This is a genomic window from Porphyromonas loveana (assembly GCF_003096695.1).
Classification (GTDB): Bacteria; Bacteroidota; Bacteroidia; order Bacteroidales; family Porphyromonadaceae; genus Porphyromonas; species Porphyromonas loveana.
Genome location: NZ_QEKY01000003.1, coordinates 65,963 through 85,389, shown reverse-complemented (window position 1 = coordinate 85,389; position 19,427 = coordinate 65,963). Strand labels below are relative to the sequence as shown.

General features: G+C 49.6%; 18 protein-coding genes and 2 tRNA genes. 6 read left to right on the top strand and 14 right to left on the bottom strand.

The genetic code is table 11. The features are described 5' to 3' along the window. Positions 1 to 81: 81 nt before the first annotated feature. The 5 genes from C7382_RS02300 to C7382_RS02270 all read right to left on the bottom strand — a co-directional run bounded on the left by C7382_RS02300 (position 82) and on the right by C7382_RS02270 (position 6,869). Positions 82 to 816 carry an ABC transporter ATP-binding protein gene (locus C7382_RS02300; protein WP_116678701.1) on the bottom strand — a complete coding sequence of 245 codons (735 nt, stop codon included), beginning with the start codon at positions 814 to 816 and terminating at the stop codon, positions 82 to 84. A 17-nt stretch (positions 817 to 833) separates the two neighbouring features. Then, positions 834 to 1,580 carry an MlaE family ABC transporter permease gene (locus tag C7382_RS02295; protein WP_116678700.1) on the bottom strand — a complete coding sequence of 249 codons (747 nt, stop codon included), beginning with the start codon at positions 1,578 to 1,580 and terminating at the stop codon, positions 834 to 836. A 923-nt stretch (positions 1,581 to 2,503) separates the two neighbouring features. Further along, positions 2,504 to 3,907 carry a C1 family peptidase gene (locus C7382_RS02280; RefSeq protein ID WP_116678697.1) on the bottom strand — a complete coding sequence of 468 codons (1,404 nt, stop codon included), beginning with the start codon at positions 3,905 to 3,907 and terminating at the stop codon, positions 2,504 to 2,506. Positions 3,908 to 3,963: 56 nt separating this feature from the next. Then, positions 3,964 to 6,297 (bottom strand): type IX secretion system anionic LPS delivery protein PorZ, encoded by a 2,334-nt coding sequence (gene porZ, locus C7382_RS02275; RefSeq protein ID WP_116678696.1) that lies wholly within the window; start codon positions 6,295 to 6,297, stop codon positions 3,964 to 3,966. Further along, positions 6,285 to 6,869 (bottom strand): non-canonical purine NTP diphosphatase, encoded by a 585-nt coding sequence (locus C7382_RS02270; RefSeq protein WP_116678695.1) that lies wholly within the window; start codon positions 6,867 to 6,869, stop codon positions 6,285 to 6,287. Before C7382_RS02270 ends, porZ begins: the two co-directional genes overlap by 13 nt. A 69-nt stretch (positions 6,870 to 6,938) precedes the next feature. Between C7382_RS02270 and C7382_RS02265 the strand changes: the two genes are divergently transcribed. From C7382_RS02265 to C7382_RS02255, 3 genes are read left to right on the top strand one after another with little or no spacing between them, the layout of a single operon-like run. Beyond that, positions 6,939 to 7,319 (top strand): MmcQ/YjbR family DNA-binding protein, encoded by a 381-nt coding sequence (locus C7382_RS02265; protein WP_116678694.1) that lies wholly within the window; start codon positions 6,939 to 6,941, stop codon positions 7,317 to 7,319. Further along, the gene (locus tag C7382_RS02260; protein ID WP_116678693.1) at positions 7,303 to 8,064 is read left to right on the top strand and encodes a biotin--[acetyl-CoA-carboxylase] ligase; all 762 of its coding nucleotides are present in this window, start codon (positions 7,303 to 7,305) and stop codon (positions 8,062 to 8,064) included. Before C7382_RS02265 ends, C7382_RS02260 begins: the two co-directional genes overlap by 17 nt. Positions 8,065 to 8,087: 23 nt before the next feature. Continuing rightward, positions 8,088 to 9,113, top strand: coding sequence for an acyltransferase family protein (locus C7382_RS02255; RefSeq protein ID WP_116678692.1), 1,026 nt, complete (start codon positions 8,088 to 8,090; stop codon positions 9,111 to 9,113). Positions 9,114 to 9,142: 29 nt separating this feature from the next. Here the strand turns inward: C7382_RS02255 and C7382_RS02250 are convergent, their stop codons facing one another. The 6 genes from C7382_RS02250 to C7382_RS02225 form a co-directional block, all read right to left on the bottom strand. Continuing rightward, on the bottom strand, positions 9,143 to 9,937 hold the full coding sequence (locus C7382_RS02250) for a DUF4296 domain-containing protein (protein WP_116678691.1): 795 nt from the start codon (positions 9,935 to 9,937) through the stop codon (positions 9,143 to 9,145). Continuing rightward, positions 9,934 to 10,614: a lipoprotein signal peptidase gene (locus C7382_RS02245; RefSeq protein WP_116678690.1), complete on the bottom strand. Its 681-nt coding sequence runs from the start codon at positions 10,612 to 10,614 to the stop codon at positions 9,934 to 9,936. The genes C7382_RS02250 and C7382_RS02245 overlap by 4 nt, the downstream gene beginning before the upstream one ends. A gap of 4 nt (positions 10,615 to 10,618) precedes the next feature. After that, a complete protein-coding gene (locus tag C7382_RS02240) occupies positions 10,619 to 10,999 on the bottom strand; it encodes a TraR/DksA family transcriptional regulator (protein WP_116678689.1) in 381 nt (126 codons plus the stop codon). Between the two features lie 78 nt (positions 11,000 to 11,077). After that, positions 11,078 to 14,485 (bottom strand): isoleucine--tRNA ligase, encoded by a 3,408-nt coding sequence (ileS, locus tag C7382_RS02235; RefSeq protein ID WP_116678688.1) that lies wholly within the window; start codon positions 14,483 to 14,485, stop codon positions 11,078 to 11,080. A gap of 569 nt (positions 14,486 to 15,054) precedes the next feature. Continuing rightward, a complete protein-coding gene (locus C7382_RS02230; RefSeq protein ID WP_116678687.1) occupies positions 15,055 to 15,402 on the bottom strand; it encodes a PAS domain-containing protein in 348 nt (115 codons plus the stop codon). Between the two features lie 10 nt (positions 15,403 to 15,412). After that, on the bottom strand, positions 15,413 to 16,027 hold the full coding sequence (locus tag C7382_RS02225; protein ID WP_116678686.1) for an anthranilate synthase component II: 615 nt from the start codon (positions 16,025 to 16,027) through the stop codon (positions 15,413 to 15,415). Between the two features lie 73 nt (positions 16,028 to 16,100). On the opposite strand from C7382_RS02225, the gene C7382_RS02220 reads away from it, so the two are divergent. Further along, the gene (locus tag C7382_RS02220; protein ID WP_116678685.1) at positions 16,101 to 17,075 is read left to right on the top strand and encodes an aminodeoxychorismate synthase component I; all 975 of its coding nucleotides are present in this window, start codon (positions 16,101 to 16,103) and stop codon (positions 17,073 to 17,075) included. A 14-nt stretch (positions 17,076 to 17,089) separates the two neighbouring features. After that, entirely contained in the window at positions 17,090 to 17,689 is a 600-nt protein-coding gene (locus tag C7382_RS02215) for an aminotransferase class IV (protein WP_116678684.1), read from the top strand. Positions 17,690 to 18,000: 311 nt separating this feature from the next. Here C7382_RS02215 and C7382_RS02210 read toward each other — a convergent pair whose 3' ends face one another. The 3 genes from C7382_RS02210 to C7382_RS02200 form a co-directional block, all read right to left on the bottom strand. Next, entirely contained in the window at positions 18,001 to 18,381 is a 381-nt protein-coding gene (locus C7382_RS02210; protein WP_116678683.1) for a DUF3276 family protein, read from the bottom strand. 20 nt (positions 18,382 to 18,401) lie between these two features. Further along, positions 18,402 to 18,950 carry an HD domain-containing protein gene (locus tag C7382_RS02205; RefSeq protein WP_116678776.1) on the bottom strand — a complete coding sequence of 183 codons (549 nt, stop codon included), beginning with the start codon at positions 18,948 to 18,950 and terminating at the stop codon, positions 18,402 to 18,404. 44 nt (positions 18,951 to 18,994) lie between these two features. After that, positions 18,995 to 19,078 (bottom strand) — tRNA-Leu (locus tag C7382_RS02200). 183 nt (positions 19,079 to 19,261) lie between these two features. Between C7382_RS02200 and C7382_RS02195 the strand changes: the two genes are divergently transcribed. After that, positions 19,262 to 19,346, top strand: a tRNA-Ser gene (locus tag C7382_RS02195). Positions 19,347 to 19,427: the final 81 nt, after the last annotated feature.

Below are 19,427 nucleotides of genomic sequence, written 5' to 3'. Positions count from 1 at the left end.
TACTTTTTTATTATCGTTATTATCCATGGTACTCACCGCTGGGGGATAAAACCTCCCGATACGACAATCGGTCTTACCGACTTAGTATTCGATCGTCTTGGCGAAGACAAAGTTCTTCAGCGACGTGCAGTCCGAGCTGTCTATCGTCGCACTCGAGCCTTCCCATTCCTTCTGCCCGTGACGAATGTAGATGATCTTGTCTCCGATAGTCTTCACGGAGTTCATGTCGTGCGTATTGACCACCGTCGTGATACCATGCTCTTGTGTGAGGCTGTAGATGAGATCATCGATGACGATCGCTGTCTTGGGGTCCAAGCCCGAATTAGGCTCATCGCAAAACAGGTATTTCGGTTCCAGAGCCAAAGAGCGGGCAATGGCTGCTCGCTTCATCATACCACCACTGATCTCACTCGGATACTTATACTTGGCATCGGACAACCCCACCCTGTGCAACAATCGGGCTGCACGCTCGCGACGCACAGCCAACTTATCATTAGAGAACATATTCATCGGGAACATCACATTCTCCATCACGGTCATGCTGTCGAAGAGAGCTGATCCCTGAAAGAGCATCCCCACCTCGCGACGCAAGAGCTTCAGCTCCTTTTCTCCCATGACCGTAATATCCCGTCCATCGTAAAAGACGCGTCCTGTCGTAGGGGCGATAAGGCCGATGATGCACTTGAGCAAGACTGTCTTGCCCGCGCCGCTACGGCCGATAATCAGATTGGTCTTGCCCGCCTCGAATGTGGCCGATATATTGCTAAGTACAGTCTTGTCCTCGAACTGTTTGCTCACTTCTTTGACTTCGATCATAGTCTCCTTCGTTGAAATTAGGCCAGCAATAAATTGGTCAGCAACAAGTCCGCCACAAGCACCAAGATACTGCACTGCACCACGGCATTGGTACTGGCTTTGCCCACTTGGAGCGCACCTCCCTTGACGGTGTAGCCATAGTAACCTGCCACGCTCGCTATGATAAAGGCATAGACCACCGACTTGATAATGGAATAAAAGACGTTGTACGGCGCGAAAAATAATTGCAAGCCGTACTCAAAGTCACTCTGGGGGAGATTGGGTACAAGAGAACACGCCAAGTATCCACCTATGATACCCGTAAACATGCTGATGACACTCAGCACGGGGACGAAGAGCATGAAGCCTACGATCTTCGGCAGGATGAGATAGTTGGCAGAATTTACCCCCATCACCTCCATCGCATCTATCTGCTCCGTCACACGCATCGTCCCGAGCTCGGAGGCAATGCTGGATCCCACCTTACCTGCCAGAATAAGACACATCACCGTGGAGGAGAACTCGAGCAGGATGATCTCACGAGTCGAATAGCCAATCGTAAAACGGGGAATAAGCGGCGAAGTCATATTCAGCGACAACTGAATGGTGATAACGGCACCGATAAAGAACGAAATGATGATGACGATCCACACGGAGTCCACTCCAAGCTTATCAATCTCCTTTATCAGCTCCTTGAACGACATTTTCCACCTGTTGGGTAGCGCAAATGTCCGTTTCATCAGCATCGTATAGTCGCCGACTTGCTGTAACGTCTTATTGCTCATTCCTAATCTTCTGATTTAGCTCCCACAAATATACAAGGTTTCGGCACACGACCATCCGCACAGTCCCCCCAAAAAACAAGAACGCGCATGATGATGTAGCACAAAAATACCGATCGACGACAAAAAGAAAGAGGAGAGGGGCGGGATGATGGAGGGCGATCTTTTTGCTACTTTTGCATATCGGCAGACGTTGCTATTGAGAGTAGATAGCATTATATCAGTGCGTACCGCCCGACAACTTTGGATGATAGTAGTAAATAGCAACGATAATGAACGACAGAGACCTATTCACACCCGCGGGAATTGCTCCGCATCCCTACCCTTCTTTGTTTATGTGCCTGCGCAGTATGCACTGGATAACGACGGAATATGTCAATAAACATCAACAACCGAATGAGAATTAAGACAGAATAAACCCCAAGTCATAAGTAAAAAAGCACGTAGCCCGTGTTGTGTTCGGCCATGAACGCAACACGGGCTGTTCGTTTTCTAACGCCCTAAGCAGGCTTTCGGAGGTTGTAACCTTTATATTTTTTACCTGCAACTATTATAAGTTTACGAATCAATTATTACAATTATCAGTGATGATATTTATAATAATCACATCTAACATTTATAAAGTTTGCTTTCCGATCCCAGAAAAGTCGGTTTTCAGCTTCTCAAATCTTGTTATCGACTTCTTCCGGCTCATTATATCTGATCAAAAAGTGCGCTTATTTAGAATGATTCTAAGCGCACCTTCGGTGTTGAAAACTTTTTTCGTCCATGAAAAGTAGAAACCAAAACAACAAAAATTAACGATGTTCGGAATCATCTAAACATTCGGATTATTCAGATTATCTATATCAAAAAAAGAAAAGAGGGCATGCCGAAATTCTCATTTCGGCATGCCCTCAAAAGATTGAGGCCGAACGGATTATGCGTTACTGCTCGTCAGCAAACATGGGGTCCCATGCGGGCAGACGTGTAGGCTTGGTCTTGAGTATATCAAGCACCTTAGCCGGCACATACTTCTTCTTGACCACGAGACGGAAGGTATAGGCATCGAACCACTCATCCGTCATGATCAGATAGCCTTGCGCACCATTGTCCGCACCCCAACTATTCTCAACCATCCATTTCGTAGGTTTGCCGGCGGCGTCCAAGTCCACAGCCATAAGCGTCATGGCATGAGAGGAACCACTGTCGAAGGTTTGGATGCGTTCTTTCTTGGTCATCGTGAAGTCCTCACCCAAGAGAGAGGCATAGTCGTTATTGTCCATCGCAAGCACACCGCGTGTACGATCCAACTCCTTGCCCACATCGCAAGAGTAGTACATCATGGTGCTGTCCCGGATGGAAGCAATCGCCATCTGCTTGATGTCTTCGATGGGGACATTGACGTAGGTCCAGTTCTTGCCGTCGTAGGTGTGACGGTCGTAGTCGATCTCATACAGTTTGTAGTAGGGTCGGCTGGGATCGTTCATCACCATGACGTAGTCCTCACGCAGGTCTTCGCCGACAAACTTCTGATAGAAACTCTGTGGTGTGTACTTCTCGGTGGAAACAATTTTACCGGAAGCATCGCGCATACTCCACGTAAACTCCGTGGGTGGTTCGCCAAGGTTGAGCACCAAGATCCGATAGACGCGCTTGAGGATTTCCTTTTTCTGAGTATCGAGTTTGGCTTCACCGGCACCCTGCTCTGCGGCTTGGCGCAATCGCATACCACCCTGACGCAACACTTTGGAGAGGATGCGGTTGAGTGCACTGGTGTTGTTACTATTGCGAGTCTCAGGCATCACTTCTGAGGGCACGAGGCCATACTTCATGAGATTTTCCGATACGCCAGTGTATTGTCCGCCGTCACCAATGGGATTTTTGAAGAGCCACTCCACCATCTTGTCATCCATAGGCTTGTTACGCGTGTCAATAATGCCTTGCAAGAAGAGATTGGCCTTTTCGAGTTGGTCCCAAAAGAAGGAGTAGTTATGGGAAAAGAAGAATTTACCCATATTATTGTCGGTTATCATCCGCGCACGTAGGACATTCATTCCCGTGAAGAGCCAACAACGACCGCTCGACTGCTGATCCGTAATGCCCTTGCTCTCCACTCGGTGGCTGAACTGCGCATCGGGGAAATCGGTCTTGGCACTATTGACAAAGGTCATACCATTCGCCACGACAGCATTGCGCAGAGCCTTATCGGCGGGGCTATTAGGCTGTGAAGCTCGGATCTCAGCGAGCACTTGGGGCGTGATAGCTCCTTTAGCAGTCTGAGCCTGGATAGGCTCGGCTACAAAGGCAGCAACGACAGCTAAAGAGGCGACAAAAATCTTTTTGTTCATTACTTATTAGGTTTAGATTATGATGATTTCTTGAATGAAAAGAGCGACGAATAACGTCAGTGAATGACGGCGAAGCGCAAGAGCTTGGACTTCTTCGAAGCAGGGTCATACACCGCCACGGCATAGACACCTGAGGCCACCCTATTGCCGTCAGCTCCTCGAGCATTCCACTTGACTTCCGTGGCCACGCTCTCCGTCTGGAAGAGGAGACGACCCGTCATGTCCGTAATCTTGATGTCGCATCCGGCTTGTAGTCCTGCGATGGTGATACCGTCGGGATGCTCAGGACGAAGTGGATTGGGATATACATAGATGCCATCCAACTCAGCTACAGTACCGGAACCTGTACCGGTCTGGAAGGTCATCAGACCATCCGCCGTACCGATATAAAGCAAACCATCAGTACCATCCAATGCCAGCGAAAGGATATTGTCGGATAGCAAGGGGCTATTGCTCACAGCATAGTGCGCCAAGATCCGGCTACAGTCTTCGGACAAGAGATAGAGTCCGTTGCCCTGAGTCCCCACCCACTTATTGTTTAGTTTGTCCACGACTATATCAGTCACAGTCACCTTATCGAGGATGTAGTAGAGGTTGGGCTCTGCCCCTCCCACCGGTCTTACAGCTACGGGAGCAGAAGACGTAGAAGAGAGGACACTTGCAGCATTATGCACGCCAAATATGCCTATATCAGATCCCATCCACATGGTACCGTTGTGGTCTATAGCCAAGGCATAGATGATCTTGTGTCCCAGAGGAGCACCGAGACGATTGACAAACTGCTCGACATAGCGATATTTGTCGTCCGACGTTGAGGCAGGAGTGCCTTGGTCGTTGAAGATGAGCATCCCTCGCTGCGAAGAGCCACCACTGCGGTGAAGGATATTCACCCATTTATCGCCATTGGGAAGAATAACCATATTGCCGAATGAGGCCAGATAGGAGACTTCGGGATAGCTGAAAGCATGCCATTGATTGCTCTCAATCTCGTACATGAAGATGTTATTGAGCACAGAGCCCAACGTGCCCCAAAGATTGCCCTTAGCATCGAAAGCAATACCCTTTACACGCGCATCACCAGGGTTACATTCGGCAATAGCCGTATTGCCGGCAGAATAGCGGGCAACAGGTTGTCCACCTTTGAACTCAAACAATCCGCGTCCCCATGTCCCTACGAAGAAATGATCGGGATCAGCCGCCGTGACCGCAATATCGACAGCATCATTGAAACCGAAACCTCCACCAATAGTTTCTTCAACGGTTTTCTTGTCATAGTTAGTCCACTTCTTACCATCATACACCTTTACCATCCCCGGGTACCACATCAGATTGGTACCCCATAAACCGCTGGCAGCATACAAGCGTCCGTGTTGGAAGAGCATTTCATAGTAGTTATTATCACCCGGGCCATCAAAAGCCACTGGCAGGGAGGTAGAAGTACTACCTTCAGAAAGAGGAAGCGCCGCCAATCCATCTTCGCCCATAGCCAAATAGGCTGTTTGGCTATCGGCCATGGCTCCTGCATCCAGCACATTGGCTATCTGGAAAGTAGTCACCTGACGACCACGATCAATAAAATGAATTCGGTCGGCTGCACAGATAAATAAACCACGAGGAGCGATCTCCATTGTCGAGCCTGCAGCTACCGAGAAGAGGTATGTGGCGACGGGAGAAAGAGCCGGAGCAGCAAACACCTGACCATCGGATAGGAGGAAGCAGATGTCATCGCCAACCGAACCTATACTCGACATATAAGTCGTGGGTATACTCAGAGGGTACGTCCGCCAAGTAGAGGGGTCCTGCAAGTTGTCTGTCTCCTTCCCGATATACAATTTTCCGCTATGAAACATCAGCAGTTGGGAGTCAGGCAATTTGGCCACGTCAACTACATTGGTTCCTTTGGCATAAGTGGCCAAGATGCGCCCTTCGGCCACATCCAAAACAGAGAGACCAAAACCACCGGCGAGATAAGCTTTATCGCCAACAACCAAGAGTCGGTTGAGTGTCTTATCAATTAAATCGATATTGTCCTGGAGAGCGGATACGTTGATAACGGCTCCCGTTTCCGTCAAGATGTCAATATTGCCCGAAGCATAATAAATGACGAGTGAACGGAGCTGCTCGGCATAGGCGATCTCGAGGATGGATACATCGCTAAGGCCACTAATGCGATCGAATATCTTCACTTCGTAAGGCGCCTCCTTGTCCACACTGTAGAGGACACCATTGGCCATGGCGAAGATTTTCTTGGGCGTCTCGACGGCTTTTTCGGTCCGATGGATTGCCAACAAAGTATTCCAAATACCCTCTTTTTGGGCGCGAAGGGGAAGGACTGTAAGCAAGAAGCCGATCAGCAGAATCGGCAAGGATGCGAATCTTATTTTCCACATAATAAAAAGTCTCGGAGTTTGGCCACCGCCAGAGCGCGATGGCTGATTTGATTTTTTGCGTCTTCGCCCATCTCGGCGAAACTGAGCGTCCCTCCTGTGGGGACGAATATGGGATCATAGCCGAAACCGGCTGTACCTCTGCGTTCGGTGGCAATACTACCCTCTATCTTACCTTCAAAAAAATACTCCCCTTGGGCATTGATAAGGGCTATCACTGTACGAAACCGGGCATTACGTGGTTGGGGAATGTCGATCAATGCTTGCAAAAGCTTCTGCATATTGGCCTCTGCATCACAGGACTCTCCTGCATATCGGGCGGAGTACACTCCGGGAGCTCCAGCCAAAGCTTCTACTTCCAAACCCGTATCATCGGCGAAACATGGTAGACCATAGCGTTCGTAGACAAACTGCGCTTTGAGGAGTGCGTTTCCTTCCAAAGTATCTGCCGTCTCAGGAATGTCTTCGTCGCAACCGATATCATTCAGACTGACGATCTCTGCTATGCCCGCAAGGATGTGACGAATCTCACTTAGCTTGTGCTGATTATTGGTGGCAAAAATCAGTTTTTCCATTATTTTTGTTTGAGAAAGTTTCGGCAATATTTCCGATCCAAAATTCATACGTAGCAAAAATAGATAAATATGCACATAGAGCAAGCTCGGGAACTATGCTTGTCATTGCCCCAAGTGGAGGAATGCTTTCCGTTCGATGATGTAACACTGGTCATGAAAGTGGGAGGAAAGATGTTTGCTCTCATACCGCTGGACTCGGAAGAGAAAACCATTGCACTGAAATGCGATCCTGACAGATCGGACTATCTGCGGATGCACTACAAAGGAATAACAGGTGCTTTTCATATGAACAAACTGCATTGGAATAGCATTTCCTTGGGATCGGATGTGCCCGTCGAATTGATCGCACGACTAATCCGACATTCCTACTATCTCATCGTGTCCAAACTCCCAAAATACATACGTACGCAGCCACCATTCAATGGAATAAAAGATGAAATCTTGTATTAATCTCATCCATCTATCCGAAACGCCCAGTACCAATACCTTTTTGAGCGAACTGCTGAAACAAGAGCCTCAATTGCCGTCCTGGACGATAGTAAGTGCTGATCATCAAACAGCCGGACGCGGACAACGGGGTAATAGTTGGTATGCCACTGCTCATCTGAATCTCGCCCTTTCAATCTTACTTCGCCCAGCGATGGTGCCGGCCAACAGACAGTTCGAATTATCAGAACTGTGCGCTCTCTCTGTCTTGAACGCATTGTCACAGTACATATCTGACGCAGATCTTCTCAGCATCAAATGGCCGAATGACATCTATTATAAAGACAAGAAGATAGCCGGCATCCTCATAGAGCACAACCTGACGAGTACGCACATTGACAATACGATATTGGGTATCGGACTGAATATAAACGAAACTGAATATCCCGACTTTCTCCCCAACCCCATTTCGCTTAGGGTCATCCTCGGCCATGAGGTAAGCTGCATGGAGGTGCGAAATATACTCATTGATGAGATGCAACGACTCTATTGCCATATTGCCAATCGCTCGTTCCCTCTCTTGCACTCCAACTATATGCAACGGCTCTATCGACGAAATGGATATCACCCCTATCGTGACGCTGAGGGAATATTTGAAGGCAAAATCGAAGAAGTACTACCGACAGGAGAATTATTATTAATGCATGCCGATGGCAGAGTACGTCGATACGCGTTCAAAGAAGTTGAATACGTCTTAGATCCCCAATAGATATCCAATACCACTATAATAATATGCGAAAAGCCGACCGTCACGACATCCTCTTCCTGCAATTTTTTGCAGTCACATCATTGGTCCTATGGCATGCAGCTCCTCATCAATTTGAGAATCTGCCTCAATGGTTCGACTTTTACGTAGCTAAATTCTACATAGGGGTTCCTCTGTTTTTTTTTGTGGCAGGCTACCTATGGATAGCTGGTGAAAAGAAATATCTGAACGAAAAAACAACAATTATTCTAAAGAAAAAGATCAAACGAATCTTATTTCCATATTTGTTCTTGGGAACAATTGTTTTCCTTCCCAAAGCAATTCTCAACTCTTATACATACAATCCTGTAAAACCATCCATTTTAGGATTTCTATCCTCTTTTCTCTACCCCGCAACCAATTCTGTCCGATTCTTGTGGTTCTTACCATGCCTATTTGTTCTTTTCATAATAGCACTTCTATTCCTCCGGCACGGGATGAACAAACAAACACTGACACTTTCCTATGGTATTGCTATTCTACTCTTCCTTATCACGGAATGCCTTCCTGTCAAATTCGAACAGGACCCACTATGCATCATCACGGCACTCAACAATCTTCACTTCTTCATATTAGGGATGCTTGCTTACCGCTATTCGCATTACTTAGCTATGCGACGAATCTCAATATGGATCTTGATTGTATTTCACCTGGTACTATTCTATCGACTACTCTTTCCTGTTCAAGGAATAGTCTTAGATCTTCTGAACTGGGCTTTTTACACGCTATTCATCATCGTGATTTATGGATTATCGACAAAAGCCGGTAAGAAGCTGATGCGCCTCTCACTTGCTTATGACGTAGGACTATATAGCTATCCCATCTTTATTTTTTCATGGTTTGTATTAGTTGGTTTACGTGTAGTCCTTTACGACCGCTTTGAACTATCACAGATCATGATGAACGGAGCTATCCTTCTCAGTTTCATTGCAGGGCTGTTGTTGCCACTTCTATTGGCTAAATATTTGGACCAAAAGCTCCCAAGGGCACTGAGACCATTAGTTGGATTATAAAAAATAAAGAGAGCTACAATACAGAAATACTATCGTCCAAACTTGCGGAAAGAGAAACTATCGACTAGAAACGGCTTTGTAGTCATCATACCGGTAGAGTCCGGAAGGCCACGCAGATAACCGTATATGTACGCTACGGCCAAAGAATCAGGAGCTGAGACCGAGAGTACATTCAGCCCTTTATCCACCTGTCGCCTTTCAATTACAGATGTGTTATCCACACAAACAAGCTGAATGGCCATCTCCATCTTAGCCTCGGGACGGAGTTGCAACCCTCTGACTCTGGTGACAAACTCAAAACGGCTTCCTACGGCATATGGCTCAGCGGGTTTGATTACGAAAGGTCGATTGAGAAAAGAGAGATCGGGGTGATAAAAACGTGCGCTATCTCTGACCAACAGATTGATGGAGTCGAGCTGATAGAAAGAATCGTCGGGAATGTCTGCTGTATGCTGCTGATGGTGCTCTGCAACAAGCTGCCCATCTAATTCCACTCGCTGTCTTTCCAATTCGTCACGAACTGCTTGACAGATTGTAATATATTCCTCCAGATTGTTCCGCCCGTACCATGCCAACGTACTATCATAATCACGACGAGTAGTACCATGTTTGGCAAACAAATTGTTGTATACAGCCTCGCGTACACTATCCGTCAAGATCGGATCATAAATATTGGCGAAATACCCATCTGCGACATACAGCTCCACCATCAGGCTCTGAAACTTGTCCTTGGGGATCAGCTTGTAATCGCGTCGCCCGCAACTCGCCAAAAAGAGGAGAGAAGCGAAGCTCACGACTAATAATATGACACAGAAACGTCTCATTCGTTTTCTGTAGATGCCGACTGATCCAAAGTTTCATCGGTCGGTTTCTTCTTGCCGTCAAGAAGGATACTCACCGTACGCGGATAACAACTCAGCAAGAGGACAAGCCCTACCGAGACACAAGCATCGGCAAAGTTGAAGATGGGTTCAAAAAAGACAAATGATTCTCCACCCCAGAAGGGAAGCCAAGAGGGGAAAGTTCCACGAATCAACGGGAAATAAAACATATCGACGACCCAACCATGAAACCAAGTCTCATAGCCTCCTCCCGCAGGGAAAAGCTGTGCGATCTGTCCATGACTGTCAGAAAATATAACGCCGTAGAATATCGAATCGAGGATATTACCCAGGCCTCCTGCAATAATCATGGAGAGGCATACAAGGAAGCCGAGAGTGTGCTCCTTTCTGCGGACTAACCGCATGAGCAGATAGATACAGAATCCCATGACCACGATACGGAAAAGACTCAGGAAGAGCTTGCTCCCCAATTCAATACCAAAAGCCATACCCGGATTCTCAATAAAATATATCTGGAACCACGAAGTAATCGTATGCGACTGCCCCAATACCATAGTCGTCTTCACCCATATCTTGATGACTTGGTCAATAACCAATAACAAGACAATGAGTGCAACAACTACTTTCCCCTGCGACAGACGGGAGAAAAAAGAAGTCATCGGACTATTTCTTCTCGTTCATTTTGGCCTCGATGCTCAGCGTAGCATGAGGAACGGCACGGAGTCGTTCTTTGGGAATGAGCTTACCCGTCTCGCGGCACACGCCGTATGTCTTATTCTCGATACGAATCAGAGCGGCCTGCAAATTTTGGATGAACTTCATCAAGCGCTGAGCCAGACGTCCCGTCTCTTCTTTCGACAGGGTGGCAGCACCTTCCTCAAGCACCTTGAAGGTCGGAGAAGTGTCCGACACATCATTGCCTTCGGAATTGCTTACACCGGCACGCAATTGCTCGTAGTCCTTGCGAGCCTGATCCAGTTTGGACAGAATTATCTGTTTGAATTCTTCCAACTCCTCATCGGAGTAGCGTGTTTTTTCTACCATTGTGTATCTAAAGAATCATGAGCGGAATAGACTCCGAGAAAAATCGGACAAACGTTCCTTCTCTCGGAGTACTGATTCCTAATGTTTAACTACTTGTATGCTTAGAACAAAATCATCGAAATCTAATTCCACTCCGTCGCTGATGGCATCACTCACCTCCAACGATTCGGCTTGCACCTGCTGGGCGATGTAGTCGTGATGCTCAGCCACAACCTTGTCCATAATATCGTTAGAGAGCAAGAGAACATCGACCTTGTCAGAGACTTCAAAGCCGCTCTGCTTACGGATATTCTGAACGCGGTTGACCAACTCACGTGCCAAACCTTCGCTGCGGAGCGTATCGGTCACGGTAATATCGAGAGCCACCGTGAGGTTACCTTCGTTGGCAACCAACCAACCCGGGATATCTTCCGAGATGATTTCCACATCGGCCAATTCGAGTAGAACGGGGGTTCCGGAAACTTCCATTTGGAAGGATCCTGTCTTCTCCAAAGAGCGAATATCTTCTTGCGACATCGCAGTCACAGCATCGGCAAGTGCTTTCATCACCTTACCGTAGCGCGGGCCAAGGCGTTTGAAGTCAGGCTTGATCCTCTTGACCAAAATACCCATGCTGTCATCCACGAAGCGAAGCTCTTTCACATTAACCTCGCTGAGGATCAGCGGCTGCACAGATTCGATACAGTTACGCTGCTCTTCATCCACTGCAGGAATCATCAGAGTAGCCAAAGGCTGACGCACCTTCAGGTTCACCTTACGACGCAGGGCAAGTACCATTGAAGAGATACGTTGCGCCATCTGCATGCTTTGCTCCAGAGCGCTATCCACCTGACTTACCACAGGCTCGGGGAAGAGTGCCAAGTGCACACTTTCGTTCTTGCCCGTGAGGTCGCGATACAGCCGATCTGCATAGAACGGACTGATGGGGGCCATCAGCTTGGCGACAGTAAGGAGACAAGTGTAGAGCGTCTGATAGGCCGAGAGTTTATCCTCAGTCATCTCTCCCGCCCAGAAACGACGACGGCAGAGACGCACATACCAGTTACTCAAGTTCTCTGAGACAAAATCGCTCACAGCACGTCCCGCACGCGTAGGCTCATAGTCGGCCAACTGCTCGTCCACCTCGCGGATAAGCGTATTGAGTTCAGATAGGATCCAACGGTCTATCTCGGGTCTCTTCTCGAAAGGAACGCTCACCTCTTCGCCGGTAAAGCCATCCAAATTGGCATAAAGGGCGAAGAACTGATACGTATTATATAAGGTGCCGAAGAACTTGCGACGCACCTCTTCCACACCATCGGTATCGAACTTGAGGTTATCCCAAGGCGATGAGTTGGTTATCATATACCAGCGCAACGGATCCGAACCGTACTTCTTGATCGTCTCGAAGGGGTCAACGGCATTGCCAAGGCGCTTGCTCATCTTATTGCCCTTCTTGTCGAGCACCAAACCGTTGGACACAACAGCTTTGAACGAGCTCGTACCGGAAATCATCGTGGCAATGGCATGGAGGGTGAAGAACCAACCACGCGTCTGATCCACACCCTCTGCAATAAAGTCCGCGGGGAAGACCGATCCATTCTCCACGAGTTCCTTGTTCTCGAACGGATAGTGCATCTGCGCATAGGGCATGGCACCTGAGTCGAACCACACGTCTATGAGGTCTATCTCACGACGCATAGGCATGCCGGAAGGAGAACACAGCGTGATGTCGTCCACAAAAGGACGATGCAGATCTATCTTGGCATAGTTCTCATCCGTATATAGTCCGGGCTTGAAGCCAGCCCAAGGATTGCGTTCCATCATGCCGGCCTTCACGGCCTTTTCGATCTCGTTATATAGTTGCTCCACAGAGCTGATGCATATTTCTTCTGCACCATCTTCCGTGCGCCAAATAGGTAGCGGTGTGCCCCAATAACGGCTACGCGAAAGGTTCCAGTCCTGCAGATTCTCCAGCCACTTGCCGAATCGGCCGGTGCCGGTGCTCTCAGGCTTCCAATATATCTTCTGATTATTGGCTATCATTTCCTCCTTGCAAGCCGTCGTGCGGATAAACCAGCTATCGAGCGGATAGTAGAGCACGGGCTTGTCCGTGCGCCAGCAGTGAGGATAGTTGTGCGTCATCTTCTCAATGCGGAAGACGCGGTTCTGCATCTTCAACATGACACAGAGTTCGACGTCGAGGGTTTCGTCCTTCTCCGCCTTCTGTGCGTCGTAAGCATTCTTCACGTATCGGCCGGCATATACATCGTACAGAGGCAGATCCATACACTTCTCCACGAAATCAGGATCCAGATCCGTCGTCAGGAAATACTTACCCGTGAGGTCCACCATCGGACGCATATTGCCTTCCTTGTCGCGGAGCATCAGTGGCGGCACACCGTTCTTCTTGGCCACGCGGTCGTCATCGGCCCCGAACGTGGGGGCAATGTGTACGATACCGGTACCGTCCTCCGTTGTCACAAAGTCGCCCAAAATTACGCGGAAAGCTCCTTCGCCCGGATTGACCCACGGGATCAACTGTTCGTAACGAATACCTTCCAGTTCCTTGCCTTTCCACTCCCCTACGATTCTGTAGGGCAGCATCTTCTCCGCAAGATCGTATGTTGCGGGCAACTGCTCGCACTCTCCCTTCGGATTGAAGAGCGTGTGGAGGAGCGGCTTGGCCAGCACTGCAGTGATGGGAATGCCGTTATAGGGATTGAATGTCTCGACTGCCAAATACGCGATCTCGGGGCCTACGCAGAGAGCCGTATTGGAAGGAAGTGTCCACGGAGTGGTGGTCCAAGCCAGGAAAAAAGGCTCGCCATGCTGCTGCATTTCGGGTTTCGGGTCGAGAATCTTGAACTGCGCCACACAGGTCGTATCCTTCACGTCGCGGTAACAGCCGGGCTGATTGAGCTCATGTGTGCTCAAACCCGTACCGGCAGCCGGCGAATAGGGCTGAATGGTATAACCTTTATAAAGGAGATTTTTCTTGTAGAGTTCGCCCAGCAACCACCAAATCGTCTCGATATAGTGATTGTCGTAGGTGATGTAGGGACGATCCATATCCACCCAATAGCCCATCTTGTGCGTGAGGTCTACCCACTCCTTGGTGAACTTCATCACATCGCGGCGACAAGCTGCGTTGTAGTCCTCCACGGAGATCGACTTGCCGATGTCTTCCTTGGTAATGCCCAGACTTTTCTCCACGCCCAACTCGACGGGCAAGCCGTGGGTGTCCCATCCGGCCTTTCTGTCCACGCGATAGCCCTTCATCGTCTTGTAACGACAAATGGTGTCTTTGATGGCACGCGCCATCACGTGGTGAATGCCAGGCATCCCGTTGGCCGAGGGCGGGCCCTCATAAAAAACGAACGAGGGAGCCCCCTCGCGACTTTTCAGACTCTCTTCAAAAAGGTGGCGCTGCATCCAATCGGCCAGCACCTCCTCGTTGATACGGGACAGATCTAAACTTTCGTATTCGACAAATCTGTGACTCATATATTTTTCGACTTGCAAACTTAGTGTATCGGCAAAGAATGACAACAAAGATAGTCTTTCCGCCGAAAAAAACGGATGTCGCACCATAGGCGAATGGAATAACCCCCAGAAACACTACAGAGATGAGACTAATAAAAAAGTGCATGCCCTACAGAAAATCGGAAAAATGATGATACGACATTATCACCTAACGGAGTTTTGAGCACGGATAACTGCTACCGGAAAAGTATTTCAGGAACATCAGGAAGAGATCAATCAGAGAGATTATCTCCGAAACGCACCAAAAATCGGCAAGAATACGCCTCAAAATCAAGCGAAATCTTGCACGATTTTCTTTTCGTTTTGGCGTGATTTCTTTGGAAATTATGCGCCAAATCGAAAAATATTTGGTGCGACTTTGTGTTTGGATTTGGCGCCATAGGTTCTTGGTTTCCGGAGCGAAAAGAATTCCGCCTTGCTCTCTTTTGGAACATCATCTACCATATACAGAAAGACCCCTTAGAGCAAGTGTCTAAGAGGTCTTTCTGTATTGATCACGTCTTTTCTCCGATAAACGAAGAAATACCGGGTCAGTCTTGCGTCGGCTTCGGCGTGCGAATCTTGTGCTCCATCTCGAAGGGGATTACCATCGACAGCTCCAAAAAGCCCATATACTCGCCCCCTTCGTACCAAGGGATTTGATAGATGAGCTTCTTGCGTCCGTTCTTTTCGATCGTATAGACGTGCTTGCGCTCGTTGAGCATCATGTCCTCCAGCATAGCACGCGCCGGCTCCGGATGACAGTCCAGCACATTGGAGCCTATCAGTTCCTGGCCGGGGCGGAGGTTCACCTCGCGGGACTGCTCGTTCATGTCGATAATCTTGCCCGTCTTGTCGCAGACGGTCACGGCAATATCTGCCTCTTGGAAGTATTTCATACCTATATTATTAATGTGTGATGTGATCGTTGCTTTCGCGGCAGCGTGCCACGATGTTCAGCCAATTGCGTGTGAGCTGCTCGCCACAGTCCGTGATGATGCTCTCGGGATGGAACTGGACACCGTAGTGCGGCAGCTCTCTGTGGCGCAGGGCCATGAGCACACCGTCGTCCGCGCTCCAAGCAGTGGGGACGAGCACCTCGGGCCAATCGGTCTCCTGTACCACCCAACTGTGGTAACGCCCTACCTTGGCGTCGGGCGAGACACCGCTCCAAAAGGCTTCGTCGGATTCGGCCAACCGCAGTCCCGAGGCATGACCGTGAAGAGGGCGCGCCATGCTCCCGATACGAGCTCCGTAATACTGCGCCAACGCCTGATGGCCGAGACAGACGCCCAAGAGGGGATGCGTATCGGCCACTTCGCCGATGAGCCGCATCAGCCCGCAAGCCTCCTCGGGAAGGCCGGGACCCGGGCTGAGGAGGATGCCCTGATAATCGGACAGTCGCCCCCACGGGATGGCATCGCCTCGGACGACATCGGGGAGGCAATTAGGAGCCTCGCGCAGGAGCTGCACGAGGTTATAAACGAAAGAATCGCGATTGTCCAGTACTAATATCCGTAACATTGTGGGGCAAAGGTATTACATTTGCCTGTGGAGGCGTCGATTGCCCTCCGCGAGAAGCAACACACTGGGCCATATGCAAGCTAACGAAACCTTCAGACTGATGGACGAGGCAGGCCGATCCGGCCGACCGTTCCTCTTCGGCATAGACTTCGAGATGGACGAAGGCTTCTTCGTCCCCGATCCACTGACACAAGACGACATCTTATTCGAGGTACGAGGCATCGGCAACGCCCCTGCACCCGCGGCCAAAAAGGCTGTGCCCGTCACCTTCTCCTCCGCCCCCGAATCGCTCACGGTCTATACCCGACGCTTCGAACGCATCCGTCAGGCGCTGATGCGTGGCGACAGCTTTCTGGCCAATCTCACCATCGCCACTCCCATCGAGATGAACATCGGGCCGGACGAAGTATTCCGTCGCAGCCACGCCCCTTACAAAATCTTACTGCCCGGCCGATTCGTCTGCTTCAGCCCCGAGCGATTCGTCCACATCAACAAGGAGGGACTCATCTCCACCAATCCCATGAAGGGTACCATCGATGCCTCCCTACCCGATGCGGCTGAGTATCTCCTCTCCGACTACAAGGAGACGGCCGAGCACCACACCATCGTGGATCTCCTGCGCAACGACCTGAGCCGCGTTGCCCGACACGTGCGCGTCGCCCGCTTCCGCTATCTGGACCAGCTGAGCACCAACAGGGGCGATCTCCTGCAGATGAGTTCGGAGATCACCGGCACGCTCCCGAACGACAAACGGCAGGACTTCGGCTCCATCCTACGCGAACTCCTGCCTGCTGGCTCCATCAGTGGCGCCCCCAAGGAGGCCACTCTCGAAGCCATACGAGAGGCCGAGGGGCAGAAGCGCGGATTCTACACCGGCGTATTCGGATATTTCGACGGAGAGAGCTTCGACTCGGCCGTGATCATACGCTACATCGAGTTGCTCCCCGATGGTAGCTACCTCTTCCGAAGCGGTGGCGGCATCACCATCAACAGTCAATGCGCCGACGAGTACAACGAAACGCAACAGAAAGTATATCTCCCCTTCTGACCCCACACGAATTTATGCGCTACATCGAAACCATCTGCATCTGCGACGGCCATCCTCTTCTTCTCCCGCTGCACATCCAGCGAATGCAACGCACCGCCCGAGAGAAAGGCTTTGCCCTCCCCCCCCTGCCGGACTTGGCGCACCTTTGTCCGTCAGCACTGACAAGCGGCACGACCAAATGTCGCCTCCTCTACAATGTCGAGGGAATAGCGGAGATTGATTTTACGCCATACATTCCCCGCGAGATTAACTCCCTGCGGATCATTGAAGCGCCATCCGAACTGGATTATCATCTGAAGTATGCCGATCGTTCGGCTCTCCAAAGGCTCCTCGACCAACGAGGTGAGGCCGACGACGTACTGATCATCCGCGACGGGCTCCTCACAGATACTTCGTACACCAACCTCATCTTACGCTTCGGCGAGCAACTTCTCACGCCTCGTCGCCCCCTCTTGGAGGGCGTTCAACGCCAACACCTTCTCCAAGCCGGCATCGTTCATCAAGCGGATCTGCGCATGGAAGATCTGCAGAGATCGGACGAAATACTCCTGATCAATGCCATGCTCCCCCTCGAGAGAGCCATCCGCATACAGCCGTCACGCGCTATCCGCTGACAGGAAAAAGAGGAAAAAGAAGGGGAATTTGTCTCGTTTGCCATACGGTTAGGTAGCAAGCGGGGCTATTTTACTTATTACTCGGTATTGTGGGAACGTACAGCCGCCGATACCTTTGCCCATGTAATAGTGACAACATTTGTTTTGCCAAAAAGCCATTTGGGGCATGATGATGTAACCGTTATTAAAGTGATAAATCGATCGCAGTCGGTAGGACTTCATAGGAAATACCGAAGGGAAGCACTTCTCCGGGAGGAGAGGTGCTTTTTCTTTGTCTATATATAATTAGGTGTAACCCGACTGGGCGGAACTCAAAACTCGAAGTCGATCTTGAGTGGACCGTCTGACTCCGCTTCGACATCGTCGCCGACCCGATTGACCATCTCGGCCTCAATGTCGGTCAGTTTGCGTTCCATGTCAGAGATGTTGATAGCCTGCTCCTCCGAAGGACAGCCTTCTTGTTCAAGAGACTTCAGCACATCCAGAAAAGCCTCTGTGAACTTGGCAAAGTCTTCACGATAGAGAAAAACCTTATGGCGCACCATCGCCCCACCGTCTTCCACCGCATTATTGCTCTCGGTGATAACCATGTAATCATTCCCCTTGGAATCGCGCTTGGCATCTATATAATAGAAGCGCTTACCGGCTTTGACGCAACGCGAATAAAGGGCAAAATTCGATTTGTCTTTCATCCTTCTATCTTGATAATCCTTTAGAACGAATCGCCAAACAGTACATGCATCTCATCGAAACGACGCAGGCTATCCTCGCCATAAGCCAGCATACCCCGTCTTACGGCTTCGAGCTTTTTCTCACGATGCAGCTTCGTTTTGGAGAAGAATTTATCGGCATAGCACACTATTTTCTCTTCTAAGCTTTGGGGGAGATAGATCCCGGGCGGCAGTGCGATACCCCTCTCGGCTATATCCTCTGCCGTGAGGCCCGATCCCGTATGGCGTTCACACACGAGTGCATGACGAGGATAACCCTCCGCCCGCATGATGTTAGCACCGAGATAGCCGTGCAAAATGTAGGGCTCCTGTCCGAAGCAACCAATGCCATCGGCGTCCGTCAGAAATATTCCTATATCATGCAGCATAGCCGCCTCTTCCACGAAAGCACGATCCACATCCCACTCGGGATGACTATCTACAATGCGCAAAGCCATGGCCGCTACATCGCGACTATGCTCTACAAGGATATAATACTGATTGGTTCCCTCAGTGTAGTACTTCTTGATGATACTAATCGGATTCATCATAGGGAGAGAGAAAAGGGAGGAAGAAAGATTGTTCAGACGAGGGGTGCCCGGAGCCGGGATCGAACCGGCACGAATTTGCATTCATTGGTGTTTGAGACCAACGCGTCTACCAATTCCGCCATCCGGGCAATTGTCTTTCTCAATACGGCGACAAAGGTAAACAAATAATCCAATGCACAAAGCACTCAGACCAAAACATCGCTCAATTTGACCCCTAACAAACTTTCAGGCGAAGAAAACAGGCAAAATCGTTGCAGGTTTGAAAAAAGGACTTATATTTGCACCGCAATTGAGAGCAATGCTCTTGATTGGGAGAGATGGTAGAGTGGTCGATTACAGCGGTCTTGAAAACCGCCGTACCGAGAGGTACCGGGGGTTCGAATCCCTCTCTCTCCGCTTTAAGCACTCTGAAAAATCAATCAGAGAAACTTTAAGAAAATTGCAAGTATCATAACTTCAACAAGTTATGATACTTTT